This is a genomic window from Pseudoxanthomonas sp. PXM04, assembly GCF_014851695.1.
In the GTDB taxonomy this organism is placed as follows: domain Bacteria; phylum Pseudomonadota; class Gammaproteobacteria; order Xanthomonadales; family Xanthomonadaceae; genus Pseudoxanthomonas_A; species Pseudoxanthomonas_A beigongshangi.
Window position 1 is genome coordinate 883,800 of the sequence record NZ_JACVAG010000001.1, and the last position, 13,582, is coordinate 897,381.

14 protein-coding genes and 1 tRNA gene are annotated in these 13,582 nt (G+C 67.8%); all 15 read right to left on the bottom strand.

Going from position 1 to position 13,582, the window contains the following annotated elements; genetic code table 11:
* Positions 1-23: 23 nt before the first annotated feature.
* The 15 genes from IB228_RS04180 to IB228_RS04250 all read right to left on the bottom strand — a co-directional run bounded on the left by IB228_RS04180 (position 24) and on the right by IB228_RS04250 (position 13,432).
* Positions 24-656 carry a TetR/AcrR family transcriptional regulator gene (locus IB228_RS04180; protein ID WP_183642265.1) on the bottom strand — a complete coding sequence of 211 codons (633 nt, stop codon included), beginning with the start codon at positions 654-656 and terminating at the stop codon, positions 24-26.
* A gap of 299 nt (positions 657-955) precedes the next feature.
* Positions 956-1,041, bottom strand: a tRNA-Leu gene (locus tag IB228_RS04185).
* A gap of 44 nt (positions 1,042-1,085) precedes the next feature.
* Positions 1,086-1,676 carry a cysteine dioxygenase family protein gene (locus IB228_RS04190; protein WP_192197632.1) on the bottom strand — a complete coding sequence of 197 codons (591 nt, stop codon included), beginning with the start codon at positions 1,674-1,676 and terminating at the stop codon, positions 1,086-1,088.
* A gap of 74 nt (positions 1,677-1,750) precedes the next feature.
* Entirely contained in the window at positions 1,751-2,863 is a 1,113-nt protein-coding gene (locus tag IB228_RS04195) for a homoserine O-acetyltransferase (RefSeq protein ID WP_192197633.1), read from the bottom strand.
* Between the two features lie 43 nt (positions 2,864-2,906).
* Complete coding sequence (locus IB228_RS04200; RefSeq protein ID WP_192197634.1) at positions 2,907-3,932, bottom strand: tetratricopeptide repeat protein; 1,026 nt, start codon at positions 3,930-3,932, stop codon at positions 2,907-2,909.
* Positions 3,932-4,387, bottom strand: a complete 456-nt coding sequence (locus IB228_RS04205; RefSeq protein ID WP_192197635.1) for a cytochrome c-type biogenesis protein — start codon at positions 4,385-4,387, stop codon at positions 3,932-3,934. The genes IB228_RS04200 and IB228_RS04205 overlap by 1 nt, the downstream gene beginning before the upstream one ends.
* Entirely contained in the window at positions 4,384-4,977 is a 594-nt protein-coding gene (locus IB228_RS04210; protein WP_192197636.1) for a DsbE family thiol:disulfide interchange protein, read from the bottom strand. The genes IB228_RS04205 and IB228_RS04210 overlap by 4 nt, the downstream gene beginning before the upstream one ends.
* Complete coding sequence (locus tag IB228_RS04215) at positions 4,974-6,908, bottom strand: heme lyase CcmF/NrfE family subunit (RefSeq protein ID WP_192197637.1); 1,935 nt, start codon at positions 6,906-6,908, stop codon at positions 4,974-4,976. Before IB228_RS04215 ends, IB228_RS04210 begins: the two co-directional genes overlap by 4 nt.
* Before the next feature lie 107 nt (positions 6,909-7,015).
* Positions 7,016-7,483: a cytochrome c maturation protein CcmE gene (gene ccmE, locus IB228_RS04220; RefSeq protein WP_183642244.1), complete on the bottom strand. Its 468-nt coding sequence runs from the start codon at positions 7,481-7,483 to the stop codon at positions 7,016-7,018.
* Complete coding sequence (gene ccmD / locus IB228_RS04225) at positions 7,480-7,650, bottom strand: heme exporter protein CcmD (RefSeq protein WP_183642241.1); 171 nt, start codon at positions 7,648-7,650, stop codon at positions 7,480-7,482. The genes ccmE and ccmD overlap by 4 nt, the downstream gene beginning before the upstream one ends.
* Positions 7,647-8,396, bottom strand: coding sequence for a heme ABC transporter permease CcmC (gene ccmC, locus IB228_RS04230; RefSeq protein WP_183642238.1), 750 nt, complete (start codon positions 8,394-8,396; stop codon positions 7,647-7,649). The genes ccmD and ccmC overlap by 4 nt, the downstream gene beginning before the upstream one ends.
* 140 nt (positions 8,397-8,536) lie before the next feature.
* On the bottom strand, positions 8,537-8,995 hold the full coding sequence (gene azu, locus IB228_RS04235) for an azurin (RefSeq protein ID WP_183642222.1): 459 nt from the start codon (positions 8,993-8,995) through the stop codon (positions 8,537-8,539).
* 36 nt (positions 8,996-9,031) lie between these two features.
* The gene (locus tag IB228_RS04240) at positions 9,032-9,856 is read right to left on the bottom strand and encodes a c-type cytochrome (protein WP_183642219.1); all 825 of its coding nucleotides are present in this window, start codon (positions 9,854-9,856) and stop codon (positions 9,032-9,034) included.
* On the bottom strand, positions 9,853-12,384 hold the full coding sequence (locus tag IB228_RS04245) for an MtrB/PioB family outer membrane beta-barrel protein (protein ID WP_192197638.1): 2,532 nt from the start codon (positions 12,382-12,384) through the stop codon (positions 9,853-9,855). The genes IB228_RS04240 and IB228_RS04245 overlap by 4 nt, the downstream gene beginning before the upstream one ends.
* 13 nt (positions 12,385-12,397) lie before the next feature.
* Complete coding sequence (locus tag IB228_RS04250) at positions 12,398-13,432, bottom strand: DmsE family decaheme c-type cytochrome (RefSeq protein ID WP_225562219.1); 1,035 nt, start codon at positions 13,430-13,432, stop codon at positions 12,398-12,400.
* Between the last annotated feature and the right edge of the window lie 150 nt (positions 13,433-13,582).

Consider the following 13,582-nt stretch of genomic DNA (forward strand, 5'->3'; position numbering starts at 1 on the left):
GGATCACCGGGACGGCCACGGGATTATCCGCGCGGCAACGCACCCTGCAGGAACAGATCGACGTTGGCCACGGCCTGCTCGCGCAGCGAGGCGGGATCGAGCTTGTCCAGATAGCCGCTGGCGACCCGGATGATCAGGTTGCCGAACATCATCATGTAGAACTGGGTGGCGGCCGCCTCGGCCGAGGCCAGCTTCAGGTGGCCGTTGTCCATTTCCTGCTGGAAGAAACGGGTCAGGATGCCGCGGGTCTCGGCCACGGCATGCTCGAAGAACCAGTCGCGCAGGGCGGGGAACGACTCGCCCTCGCCAATCACGATGCGGTAGACCACCCGCGATTCCGCCTTGACCATCGAATCGGCGATGCGGATGGCGACTTCGCGCAGCGCTTGCTCCGGCGGCAGGTCGGAGAAGTTCATGTCGTTGAGGATGCCGACATGGTTCTCCAGGCGGCGTTCCAGGATGGCGTAGGCCAACCCTTCCTTGTCGCCGAAGATCCGGTACAGGGTGGCCAGGGAGCCGCCGGCGCGGGCGACGATCTCGCTCAGCTTGGCGTGCTGGTAGCCTTTTTCGGCAAAGACCTCGGTGGCGGCGTCCAGGAAGCGTTCGGCCCGCATCTCGCCCCGTTTGCACAGTTCGACGTTGCGGCGGGTGCGCATGAATGCGCTGGAACTCACGGAGCGGGAAGAAACGGTGCCACGGAAATCGGTCGAGTTGCTCACTGGCGGTACCGGAAGGTTGGCTGGGCGTCCCGAAGGGCTGATTGAGTTGGGTCTGACATGAATGCGCTCCCCGTTTGTCAACTGCCATTTGGCATGAATGACGCGCATCTGTTCTGCTCGTACTGTGACGATTCAGGTATAGCACACCTTTGGCCACTTTCCCAACATCAATTTTCGACCGGTCCAAATCGGGGACAAAAAAAGAGGCCCGACTTTCGTCGGGCCTCTTCCGGGTCTGGTGCCGAAGGTGGGACTCGAACCCACACGCTTTTAAAGGCGGCGGATTTTGAGTCCGCTGCGTCTACCATTCCGCCACTTCGGCAAGGGGAGCGAGTATAGCCGAGGCCAGCGGGCCCCGACAGCCCGTCAGACCACGCGGTCGGTGCCGAGCAGGCGCTCGCCGCGGCGCTGCCAGCCTTCCGCGCCGCTGGCGTCGGCCTCCGGCGTGTAGATGCCGCAGCGGACCATGGTGCGCTGGTAGACGTGCAGGGACACAGCGATGGCGTCGTTGCTGGGGTTGCGGATGGTGTGGTACTCGTGGGGCGGAATCAGGCTGCCGGCCGAGCCGGTGCCGGCCTCGATGGTGCCGGCGGCGACGAAGCGGTAGCGCTCCTCGTCGTGTTCGGCCAGCTCGTACTGGGTGATTTCCAGGCGGCCACGCCAGACGCCTTCCACGCACCACATGCCGGAGTGGTCATGGATCTTGGTGCCTTGGCCGGGGCCCCAGGTCATGGCGATGACGCTGTAGCCGTACTCGGGGCTGGTGTACAGCTCGCGCCGCGCGTAGTGGTCGGCGATGGGCTCCAGCACGCAGCCGGGCAGGGCGACCGATTCGTCGCGGATCAGTTCGCACAGCGACTTGCGCAGCGCATCGGTGATGGCGCGATCGTCGCCCAGCGCGACGGCGGCGTCGAGCGTGGCGACCAGCCGATCGTGGCCGGGAAAATCGAGGGACATGGAAGGCACCCGGAAAATAGTGGTGCCGCCATTCTAGTCCGGGCGGGTCCCGGTCGCGACGGTATGGCGGGGGCTCAGAGATCGGCCAGGAAACCCGCGACCGCCGGGCCGAACCGGGCGAAATCCACCAGGAAGGCGTCATGGCCCTGCGGCGATTCCAGCGGCACAAACTCGGCCTGCGCGCCGCCCCGTGTCAGCCCCTGGGCAATCTGTTCCTGCTGCTGGAGGGGGAACAGGATGTCGGTCACCGCGCCGATCGCCAGCGCCCGCTCCACCCGGATCCGGGCCAGGCCCCGCATCACGTCGCCGCCGGCGTACTCGGCCAGGTCGAACCAATCCATCGAACGGCTCAGGTAGAGGTAGCAGTTGGGGTCGAAACGGCGCACGAACCGGCGTGCATGGCCTTCCAGATAGCTTTCCACCTGGAATTCCAGCCCGAACGGATCCTCGTCCGGGCGGTCCGATTCCAGCCGTACCCGGCCGAAGCGGCCGTCCCATTCCAGCGCCGAGCGATAGGTGATGACGCCCAGTTTGCGGGCCATGCGCATGCCGGATTCGGGATAGCGCTCGTCGTCGTAGTGGCCCTGGTTCCATGCCGGGTCCAGGCGAATCGCCTCGCGTTGCAGGGAACGGATGGCGATGGAGAACGGCAGGGCCTGGGCGCTGCCGGAGATGTTGATGTGCGCGCGCGCGCTGCCGGGATGCAGCAGCAGGTAGGCCAGGGCGGTCATGCCGCCCATCGAATTGCCGATGATGCAGGCCAGTTGCCCGATGCCCAGTGCCTGCACCACCGCATGGGCGGCATTGGCGCCGTCCTCGATCGACAGTTCCGGGAAATCCAGCCGGTAGAGTTCGCCGCTGGCCGGATTGATCGAGGCTGGACCGGTCGAACCCTTGCAGCTTCCCAGCGAGTTCACGCAGATCACGAACCAGCGATCGGTGTCGATCGGTTTGCCCGGCCCGAGCATCGCCTCCCACCAGCCTTCCTCGCCGTTGCCTTCGTTGCGCGCGGCGTGCGCGTCCGGTGACAGGCCGGTGACGATCAGGAGCGCGTTGTCGCCGGCGGCGTTGAGCCGGCCCCAGGTTTCGTAGGCGATGCGCGCACCGTGCAGGGCGCCGCCGCGTTTCATCGGGAAGGGCGAGGGCAGCGTGTGGAAACGCGTGCCGGGCGGGATGAATTCGGTCATCCCACAAGTTTAGCCTGCGGCCGCCGGCGCGGGCCGGCGCCGCTCATTCCACGATGCGCTGGATCCGCAACGAATAGGCATCGGTGGCGCCCACGTCGGCAGGCACCGCCACCGCTTCCAGATCGCCGGCCTTGGCCATCACGTCGCCGGCGCGGGAGATCCGCGCGCCCAGTTCGACCTTGGCGACCTGCGAGAGCTTGAGGGTCGGCATCGGGCTGTCGCCGTCGCCCAGTTCCAGGGTGATCGGGAACGAGGTGGCCGGCACCCGCTTGGCGGCCACCGGCATCGGCGGCCCACCGGCCTGGCGGGCGAACACGAACAGGGTCTCGCCGCCGCTCAGCCGCGCCTTCAGTTCCGGCGCGATGTCCACGCTGACCCGCAGCAGCGCCTTGCCATTGGCCATGGCCGGGGTGGCGGCGGGTTCGGGCAGCGGCTCCAGCCCGGCTTCGGCGCGGGCCTGGTTGATCTGGGTACGCAGGGTGGTGGCGGTGCCGCCGTCGACCTGCGCCAGCAGCGGTTCCCAGGTGCGCGCGGCCTCGGCCGGCTTGCCCTGCTGGCGCTGCGACACGCCGAGGAACCAGCGCGCGCGCTGGTGCTGCGGTTCGATGGTCAACGCGCGCTGCAACAGGCCGACCGCCTGCGCGTCGAGCTGCTTGTCCGGGCTCGCGTACAGGCGGGCCTGCGCGTTCTCGACCAGCAGGTTGGCGTCGTCCGGAGCCAGCTTGAGCGCGGTCTCGAAAGCCGTGCGCGCCTCGGCGTAGCGCTCCATGCTCAGGTAGGAGCGGCCGAGCAGGCGCCAGCCCTCGGGTTCGTTGGGATTGCGCTTGAGTTCGGCTTCCAGCTGCTTGACCGCATCGTCCAGGCTGGCGGGCATGGCCGCCTCCGGCATCGTTGCGGGCATCTCGATGGCTGCCGGCGTGCCCAGCAGCCGGTACAGCGCCAGGGTGCCGATGCCCAGGGTCGCGACCGCGCCCACGAACAGCCGGCGCGAAGAGCGCCACAGGGGCCACAGCACGCCCACCAGCACGAGCAGGGTCAACAGCGCCGCGATGGCGGAAAAAGCGGTCATCACCACTCCTGGTTGTCGTCGGCTTCGGCGATGTCGCGACCGCCACTCCTGCGCCTGACGATGCGCAGCACCACCACGCCGCCGGCGATCACCAGCAGCACCGGCCCGAACCACAGCAACCAGGTGCCGGGCGACATCTCCGGCTTGTACAGCACGAATTCGCCATAGCGATCCACCAGGAACCGCTTGATCTCGGCATCCGACTTGCCCTGGCGCATCAGGTCCAGCACCTCGCGGCGCAGATCGTGGGCGATCTGCGCGTTGGAGTCGGCCAGCGACTGGTTCTGGCACATCACGCAGCGCAGTTCGGCGGTGAGCCGGTGGAAGCGGGTTTCCTCGGCGTTGTCGTTGAATTGCAGCGGGGTCGGATCGCTGGCCTGGGCCAGCGCGGGACCGGCGATGCCGAGCAGCAGCGCCAGCGTCAGCATGCGCAGTTGACGGGGCAGGACGCTCATTGTTGCGCTTCCGCCTTTTCCAGCGCCGGAATCAGTTCTTTGGCGATGATCTCGTCGGTGACCGCGCCGACATGCTTCCAGCGCACGATGCCCTTGGCGTCGACCAGGAAGGTTTCCGGCGCGCCGTAGATGCCCCAGTCGATCGCCGCGCGGCCGTCCTCGTCGGCAATCACCAGCACGTAGGGATTGCCGAACTGCTCCAGCCAGCGCAGCGCTTCGCCACGCTCGTCCTTGAGGTTGTAGCCGATGAAGCGCACGCGCTTGGTCAGGGCGAACTTGGTCAGCACCGGATGCTCGACCCGGCACTCCGGGCACCAGCTGCCCCACACGTTCATCACGTAAGGCGCGCCGGCCAGATCGGCGTTGTCGATGCGGGTGGCCGGATCATGCAGCAGCGGCAGATCGAAGGCGGGCGCCGGTTTGCCGATCAGCGGCGAGGGCAGGGCTTCGCGATCCGCGCGGCCGGATTGCTTGACGCCGTAGGCCAGCAGGCCCATCAGGCCGACGAAGAACAGGCCGATGATGACCGCGGCGAACACCAGCGCGCCGCGCGACTTGTTCTGGCCGGGAGTGTCGGAAGGGGTATTCATGCCGGTTGGGCCTCGGGTTTGAGCGCTTCGGGTTTGCGGCGGAAACGCCGATCGGTGGCGGTGACGAACGCGCCCAGCGCCATCAGCAGGGCGCCCAGCCAGATCCAGCGCACGAAGGGCTTGATGTGCACGCGTACCGCCCAGGCGCCATCGCCAAGATGTTCACCCAGGGCCACGTAGACATCGCCGAACAGGCTGGGCCGGATGCCGGCCTCGGTCATCACCTGGCCGCCGCTGGCGTAGGCGCGCTTTTCCGGATTCAGCCGCACCAGCGGCTTGTCGCCACGCAGCACCTGCACGTGTCCCAGGTCGGACAGGTAGTTGGGGCCGCGGGTTTCCTCCACGCCCTCGAAGCGGAAGCCGTAGCCGGCCAGCTCGATGGTCTGGCCGGGCTTCATCGCCAGTTCGCGCTGCACGTTCTGCGCTTCCACCAGCAGCGCGCCAATCAGGAACACGGCGATGCCGAAGTGCGCCAGCACCATGCCGAGCATTTCCGGGGTGAACTTGCCGTTGGCGCGCAGCCGGGTCCACACGAAACGCAGTGTGCCCAGCGCCACCCACGCACCGGCGGCAACGCCGGCCGCGGTCTTCAGTGGTCCTTGGGGCGCCATGAAATAGGCGATGGCGCCCAGCACCAGCGCCGCCACCAGCCACGGCATCAGCATCGCCAGCGGCTTGCGCGGCTGATCCTTCTGCCACTTTGTCAAAGGGCCGAACGGCAGCAGCATCACCAGCGGCGTCATCAGCACCACGAACAGCAGGCCGAAGTAGGGCGGGCCGACCGAAATCTTGCCCAGTTCCAGCGCGTCGGCCAGCAACGGATACAAGGTGCCCAGCAGGACCATGCCGCAGGCCGCGGCCAGCAGCACGTTGTTGGCCAGCAGCAGGGTTTCACGCGAACTGGCGACGAAGGCGCCGCCGGCGATGCGCGGTGCGCGCAGCACGTACAGCACCAGCGAACCGCCGACCACCGCGCCGAGGAAGATCAGGATGAACAGGCCGCGCGAAGGATCCGCGGCGAACGCGTGCACGCTGGTCAGCACGCCCGAGCGGACCAGGAAGGTGCCCAGCAGCGACAGCGAGAAGGTGGCAATCGCCAGCAGCAGGGTCCAGCCGCCGAAGCTGCCGCGCTTCTCGGTGACCGCCTGCGAATGCAGCAGCGCGGCGCCGGCCAGCCACGGCATGAAGCTGGCGTTCTCGACCGGATCCCAGAACCACCAGCCGCCCCAGCCCAGTTCGTAATAGGCCCACCAGCTGCCCAGCGCGATGCCCAGGGTCAGGAATGCCCAGGCCACGTTGGTCCAGGGACGGGTCCAGCGCAGCCAGCGCGCATCGATGTGGCCGTCCAGCAGCGCGGCGATGGCGAATGCGAACGGCACCACGAAGCCGACGTAGCCGGTGTAGAGCATCGGCGGATGGATGATCAGGCCCGGATCCTGCAGCAGCGGATTCAGATCGCGCCCTTCCAGCGGCGCCGGCAGCAGCCGCGCGAACGGATTGGAGGTGAAGATCAGGAAGGCCAGGAAGCCGACGCTGACCACGCCCATCACGCCCAGCACGCGGGCGACCACCGCTTCCGGCAGATGGCGGGAGAACTCGGCGACCGCGGCGGTCCAGATGCCCAGCACCAGCACCCACAACAGCAGCGAACCTTCGTGCGCGCCCCATACCGCGGAATAGCGGTACATCATCGGCAGCAGCGAATTGGAATTCTCCGCCACGTACTTGACCGAGAAATCCTGGGTGACGAAGGCCACGGTGAGGACCACGAACGCCGCCAGCAGCAGGAACAACTGGCCGTAGGCCGCCGGGCGCGCCACCGCCATCCACGCCGCCTTGCCGCGATGGGCGCCGGCCAGCGGCAGGATGGCCTGCATCAGGGACACCAGCAGTGCCAGGATCAGGGTGACTTGACCGAGTTCAGGCAGCATGGCTCAACGGGATCCGGAAAAAGGGAGGGAGATGCCCGCAGCCGGGGCTGCAACGCGATGGCGGAAGCACACGCCCGACGGCATGGCTTGGCGAGGCGTGGATTGGATCAATTCGTCGACCCCGCCGCGGGGGCGGTCGGCACATCGTGCTTCTGGTGTGCCTTGCCCATCTTGTCGGCCACTTCCTTGGGCATGTAGGTCTCGTCGTGCTTGGCCAGCACGTCCTCGGCGACGAACACGCCGTCCTTCATCGAACCGGTCGCCACCACCGCCTGGCCCTCGCGGAACAGGTCCGGCAGGATGCGGTCGTAGACCACGGGCAACTGCGCATCGCCGTCGGTGACCCGGAAGTGCGCCTGCAGCGAGCCGGTTTCGCGTTTGAACGAACCCTTCTCGACCATGCCGCCCAGGCGGAAGCGCGCATGCTCGCCGGCTTCGCCGCGCAGCACTTCGGCGGGGGTGTACAGGTAGGCGACGTTGCGTTGCAGCGCCAGCGCGATCAGCGAGGCGGCGACGCCGGCGGCGAGTACCAGCAGCAGCACCCAGATCAGGCGGCGGCGGCGGACGGGATTCATCGGTTCAACTCCATCGGCGAGGGCGCGGCGGCGCGGGCTTCGCGCGCGGCGCGCAGGCGGGCGGCACGCAGTTCGCGGCGGATCTGCAGGCGCGGGGCAATGAAGTCCCACAGCAGTACCACGGCGAACACGGCGTAGGCGCCGACCACGTAATGCAGGTAATTCATGGCTTGCTCCCCGCCAGCCGCGCGACCCAGTCCTTGCCGGCCTCGCGGCGCAGGTTGTCGGCGCGGGCGCGCGCCAGCAGCGATCCGGCGAACCAGAACTTGGTCGCCGCCACCATCAGCCACAGCGGCAGCATCATGCTCGGATCCATCCGCGAGCCGCCCATCAGGCTGATGGTCTGGCCCTGGTGCAGCGAGTTCCACCACACCACCGAGTAGCGGATGATCGGCAGCAGCGCCACGCCCACGATCGACAGCAGGCCGGCGGCGCGCGCGGCGGCGCGGCGATCGTCGATGGCGTTGTACAGGCCCATCACGCCCAGGTACAGGAACAGCAGGATCAGTTCCGTGGTCAGGCGCGGATCCCAGTCCCACCAGGTGCCCCACATCGGCTTGCCCCAGATCGAACCGGTGGCCAGGGTGATGACGGTGAAGGCGGCGCCGATCGGCGCGCAGGCCATGGCGAGGATCTCGCACAGCTTGATCCGCCAGATCAGCGCGATGGCTGCATAGAACGCCATCAGTCCGAACACGAACAGGCTCATCCACGCCGACGGCACATGGATGTAGAGGATGCGGAAGCTGTCGCTCTGCTGGTAGTCGGCGGGCACCACGAACAGCGCCTGCCACAGGCCGAAGCCGAACAGCACGAGCGCCGCCAGGTAGCACCAGGGCGTCCAGCGGGCGGCGAAGCGATCGAAATAGGGCGGCGAACCGAGTTGGTGGAACCAGCGGACGAGGGGATTCATGGACGGTGTTTCATCGCTCGCGGTCGATGGAGCGCGCCACCCTGGCCCGCTCCGCAGCTCTGTTCTGTGAAATCACCCCATTTTCCCAGACTTGGGGCCGCCGCGCCAACCGCGCGGGGCCCCGCTGGTCTTGACCCCGGTCAAGGCTTGAGGGTCAAGGTGCCCTTCATCAGCGCCGAATGGCCGGGGAAGCTGCAGAAGAACGAGAACGGGCCGGTTCCGGCGAGCTTGGCGACCGGAATCTGAACCGAGGTGGTTTCGCCGCCGCCGACCACCTTGCTGTGGGCGATGACGCGGGTGTCGCCGGCCTTGATGTAGTCGGCGGCCAGCCCGGCCTTGATGCCGTCGGTGTCGATGCCGGCGATGTCGGCGGTCTTGGCGACCACCACGTTGTGGCCCATGACGTTCTTGGCCAGCTTGCCGGTGTGCTTCAGGTTGATGGTGAAGGTGGTGCAGCTCTTGCTGACGTCGATGTTGGACAGGTTGTACTTCATCGCGTCGTTGCCCTCCAGGTTGACCGAGCAGGTGGCGGCGCGGGCGGCCAGCGGCGAGGCGGCCAGGGCGAGCAGGGCGAGGCAGGAGGCAAAGCGGTGGTTCATGGAAATTCTCCGGGACGTGGGGTTGGGACGGGTGGTTCAGGGACCCTGCGCGGCCAGCCAGGCCGACAGGGCGGAGATGGTGTCGTCGTCCAGTCGCTGGCCGACGCCGCCCATCACGAAATCGTTGGTCGAATGATGGAGTTGGGCGGTGCGGAAGGCATTCAGGCGCACCTGCAGGTAGATCGCGTTCTGTCCACGCAGCGAAGGATACGCCGACCACGGCGCATGGCCATCGCGATCGTCGCGCGCGGCCAGCGGATGGCCGCCGGCGTCCGCGCCGTGGCAGCCCTGGCAGGGTGGCAGTCCTTTGCCGGGGTCGCCTTCCATGAACAACTGCCGACCCCGTTCCAGCAGGGCCGTATCCGGTGCCGGCGCTTCTTCCTGCGCGGGCGCGCGGCCGGCGGGCAGGCTGGCGTAGTAGAGGGCGAGATCGCGCATGTCCTGGTCGTTCAGGCTGGCGGCCAGCGGCGTCATCGCCGATTCCGGCATCGCGCCGCTCTGGTATTCGACCAGTTCCCAGTACAGGTACTCGGCGCGTTGGCCGGCCAGGTTGGGAAAGTTCGGCGCAATCGAGATGCCGGCGGCGCCGTGGCAGGCCGCGCACAGTTCGGATTTGGCCTTGCCGGCCGCCGGGTCGCCGCGCAGGCGAGTGATCCGGCGCAGATCACGATAAGCGGGCGGCTTGGCGGCGGGCGCCATGGTCGCGGCGGGTTCGGCTGGCGCGGTGTCGGCCGGCGTGTTTTCCGGGGACGTCTGCGCGGCGGGATCCTGGGCGACCGATTCGCTCGTGCCGGCCAGCGCCGCCACACCCAGCGCGAACACGATGGCGGTGAACAGGCCGGTGCCGGTGGACGGGTTCATAGCGACACCTCCAGGCTCACGCCAACCAGATTGACCCGGTAGTCGCCGGGGCCGCCATCGGTATAGACGCGATGATCGAATACCCGAGCCTCGTCGAAACCCAGGTAGTGCCAGTCCGACAGGCGACCGCGTTCGTAGGTGTCGAACACACGCATCCGCGTGCGCGCGCCGAGCGGGAAACTCAGCCCCACCGACAGCGAATTGACCCGGTAGATCATCGGCGGATAGCGGCCATCGGCCGAGGCCGCCAGCGTGGGATTGGCGAGCGCGCCGGGCGAGGCGAAGCGGTAGCGGGTGGTGCCGCGCGAATCGGTCCAGTTCCACGCCACGTCCAGTTGGGCGCGGCCGATGGCCTGGGTGAGGTTGATGCCGGCGTAACGGTTGCGCTGGCGATCGTCGAGCCACCAGCGGTTGGCCTGCGGATAGGTCGGGCCGCCCAGCGTCGGATCCGGCGTCAGTGCCGCGTCGTTGACGTTGGCGATGCCCAGATCCGAGCGGTCGTAACCCAGCCAGGCGCTGGCGACGGTGGTCGTGGCGGGCTGCCATTCCCATTGCAGGCTGGCGCCGCGGGTGTCGTAGTCCTGCCGGCCCAGCTCGGCGTCGTAGTCGTTGCGTTCGCCGCGCAGCGATGCGTACAGGGTCATCTCGCGCGGCAGGATGAAGGTGGCCATCAGATCCAGCTTGTGCTGGCTGCGGCTGGCGAGGTCGTACTTGCGCAGCGCCGACACCGTGTGCGCGGGCACGCCACCGGCGGGCTCGACGAAGCCGGGCAGGTCGGTGGAGAAGGTGAATTCGTAGGGATCGTAGAAATAGCGGCTGCCGCTGCGATCCAGGTAGGTGTAGTTGGCGCGCAGGGTCAGCCATTCGCGGGCGCGGTTGTTCCAGGTCAGGCGCAGGCTGTCGTCACGGGTGGTCGCGACTTCGCGATGGGCGCGTTCAATGGCCGTGTGGGTGTAGGTCACGCCCAGCGTGTTGCGCTGGGTGGGGCGCCAGTCCAGGCCCATGGAAACCTCCCGGGTTTCCTTGTCCAGCGGCAGGTTGCGCACGCGGGTGATCACCGAGGGCGCGAGCAGCGGATCCCACACGCCCATTTCGCCGGGAACCACGCTGCCCTGCGAACCGTTCTCCGCCACATAGCCCCACTGGCCGGTCAGCGGGTTGTAGGCCTGGTACGTGCCGTCATAGTCCTCGCGATAGTACTTGGCCTGCCCGCGCACGGTCAGCGTGGTACGCGGCTGGAACACCGCGCGCACGTCCAGGCGCTGGGTGTCGATGCCGAGATCGGCGGTCTTGCGCGACAGCGCATCCGGGGTGTTCCAGTCGGCGCAGTCGAACAGGAAGCCCGGCCCGATCGGCAGGCCGAACTGGCCCTGGCAGTTCATCGGCGCCAGCAGGCGTTCGTTCTGGCGCATCGTGCCCAGCGAGGTGTTGAGGGTCAGTTCGCCGTTCCACGGCAGTTTGCGGGTGAACGCCGCACGTAATTGGTGATAGTCGTTGTCCGGTTCGTAGGCGAATTCGCCGCTGGTGCGCGGCGGCGGGGTCACGCCCGGCACCACCGAGTACAGGCCATACGGCACCTGGTAGTCGTAGCCGTTGAAGCGGTTGCGGAAGAACGAACCCGTATAGCTGACGTCCATTCGCCACAGGTTGCCGGTGAAGCGCACGCCGCCGTTGACGTTCACCGTGCTGTCGTCGATCGGGCGCGGGATCTCGTAGATGCCGCCGTTGGCAGGGAACGGGTAGTTGAAGAAGAACGGTCCGCCGAACGGACGCGCGCCTTCGCGCTGTTCGTGGCTGGCGTTGAAGTAGGCCGCCCAGCGTGGATTGAGGAAATAGTTGATGCCCAAGCCCTGCTTGTCGCGGACCACGCGCAGGAAGCGCTCGGGCTGCGCGCCCGCCACCGCGGCCACCTGCGCCGGAGTGCTGGCGGCCGGCGTCAGGCCACCGGCGAGGGTGAGGTGCTGGCTGCCAACGCCGTTCCAGATCGAACGCGCGTTGCCACTGGTCACGTTGGGCTGGGTGCGCACGAAGGCCTGTACGCGGAACTTGCCGGCGCGGCCGAACACCGCGCGATAGAACTGGTTGTGCTCGTTGATGCGGCTGGCACGGAAATCCAGGTAGCTGCCGTCGCTGGCGCGTTGCAGGCGGAAGCGCGCATCCACCATCACGCCATCATCGAAATCGTTGAAGCGGCGCCACTGGGTCGCGCGTTCGTCGCCGGACACGTGCAGGTAACCCAAACCCACGCTGCCTTCGTAGGCCCATTCGCCGTGCGGTTTCAGCTCGGGCCACGCGGGCGCGCAGGGATACAGGAAACCGGTCGGCGTGCGCCGGGAACCGGCGTGCAGCCAGCTCATGCCGTCGGCATCGCAGCCGATGCCATGCATCCCGGTGGTGTCCAGCGCGTTGCCGAAATGCAGGTCGGTGCCCAGGCCGCTGTCCTGGGCCCGCGCGGTGGCGGCCAACGACAGCGCCATGGCCAGCGCGGCCACTTGCGGCAACCGGGGCGTGCGGAACGTCGAGACCATCATGCTCCCTCCGCTACTTGTGGAGACGGGGACCGGACGGGTGGTTGGAACCGTGGATCTGCGCGTGGCAGGTCAGGCAGCCGCGTCCCATCAGGCGCTCGTCCGGCGCGGGACCGGTGCCCAGCGACGCGCTGGTCAGCAGATCGTTCGGGTGGCGCGTGTGCGAGTGGCACTGCTGGCACAGCATCGGCACCGGCGCCACCAGCAGCGCGTGCTGGTTGGAGCCGTGCGGGGTGTGGCAGTTCAGGCAGCTCTCGCGCACCGGCGCGTGTTCGAACAGGAACGGTCCGCGCTTTTCGGCGTGGCACTGGTAGCAGGTCTCGTTGACGGTGTCGGTCTTGAGCAGCGAGGCGTTGAGGGTGCCATGCGGATTGTGGCAATCGGCGCAGGTCATCTCGCCTTCCGGCAACGGCATGTGCGAGCGGCGGTTGAACTGCTGGCGGACGTCCTTGTGGCAGGTCGCGCAGGTCTCGCTGACCGACTGGCGCGCGGTCAGTCCTTCGGCGGACAGGCGCGCCATCGGATTGTGGCAATCGCTGCACGACAGATCGTTGCGCTGGTGCACCGAGCCCAGCCAACTGTCGCGCGGACCGCCGGCGTGGCAACCCAGGCAACTGCCGGTCTGCGCCGACACCGGCGTGCCGCCGTCGTGGGTGAAGGCGATGATGCTGCCCTTGGCGGTCGGGTTCTGGGCGTGCGCCGAACCGGGACCATGGCAGGCCTCGCAGGTCGGGGTGGCCGGATTGGCCTGCTGCGCGGCCTGCATGCCGAGCGCATGCACGCTGTGGGCGAAGTTGGCCTGTTCCTTGCCGTGGCAGGCGGTGCAGGTCGCCTCGCCGATCGGCTTGGCGGTCGGTTGCAACGGGTTGGCCGGTACGGTGGCGAAGGCGAAACCCGGCGCGTCGGCGAAATCGTGGGCCTTGCCGTCCTGGCTGCCGAAATGGGTGGCGGGGAGCTTCGAGGGATCAAAACCGGCCGGGGCGCTCTGCGCCATCACCGGCGCCAGCCAGCTGGCCCCGAGCATGGCCGCCGCCGCCAGAACAAACATCAGAGCCAACAATGCGCGCCGCATCCTGTTCTCCCTTGCGCCTGGCTGGCCAAGGCTGGCTAGCCGCAGGGCTTGTAACGTTCATTACGATAAACGCTGAATGAATGCGTGATGGAGATCAAGCTGCGGTGCAGCATTTGCCGGCGCGCG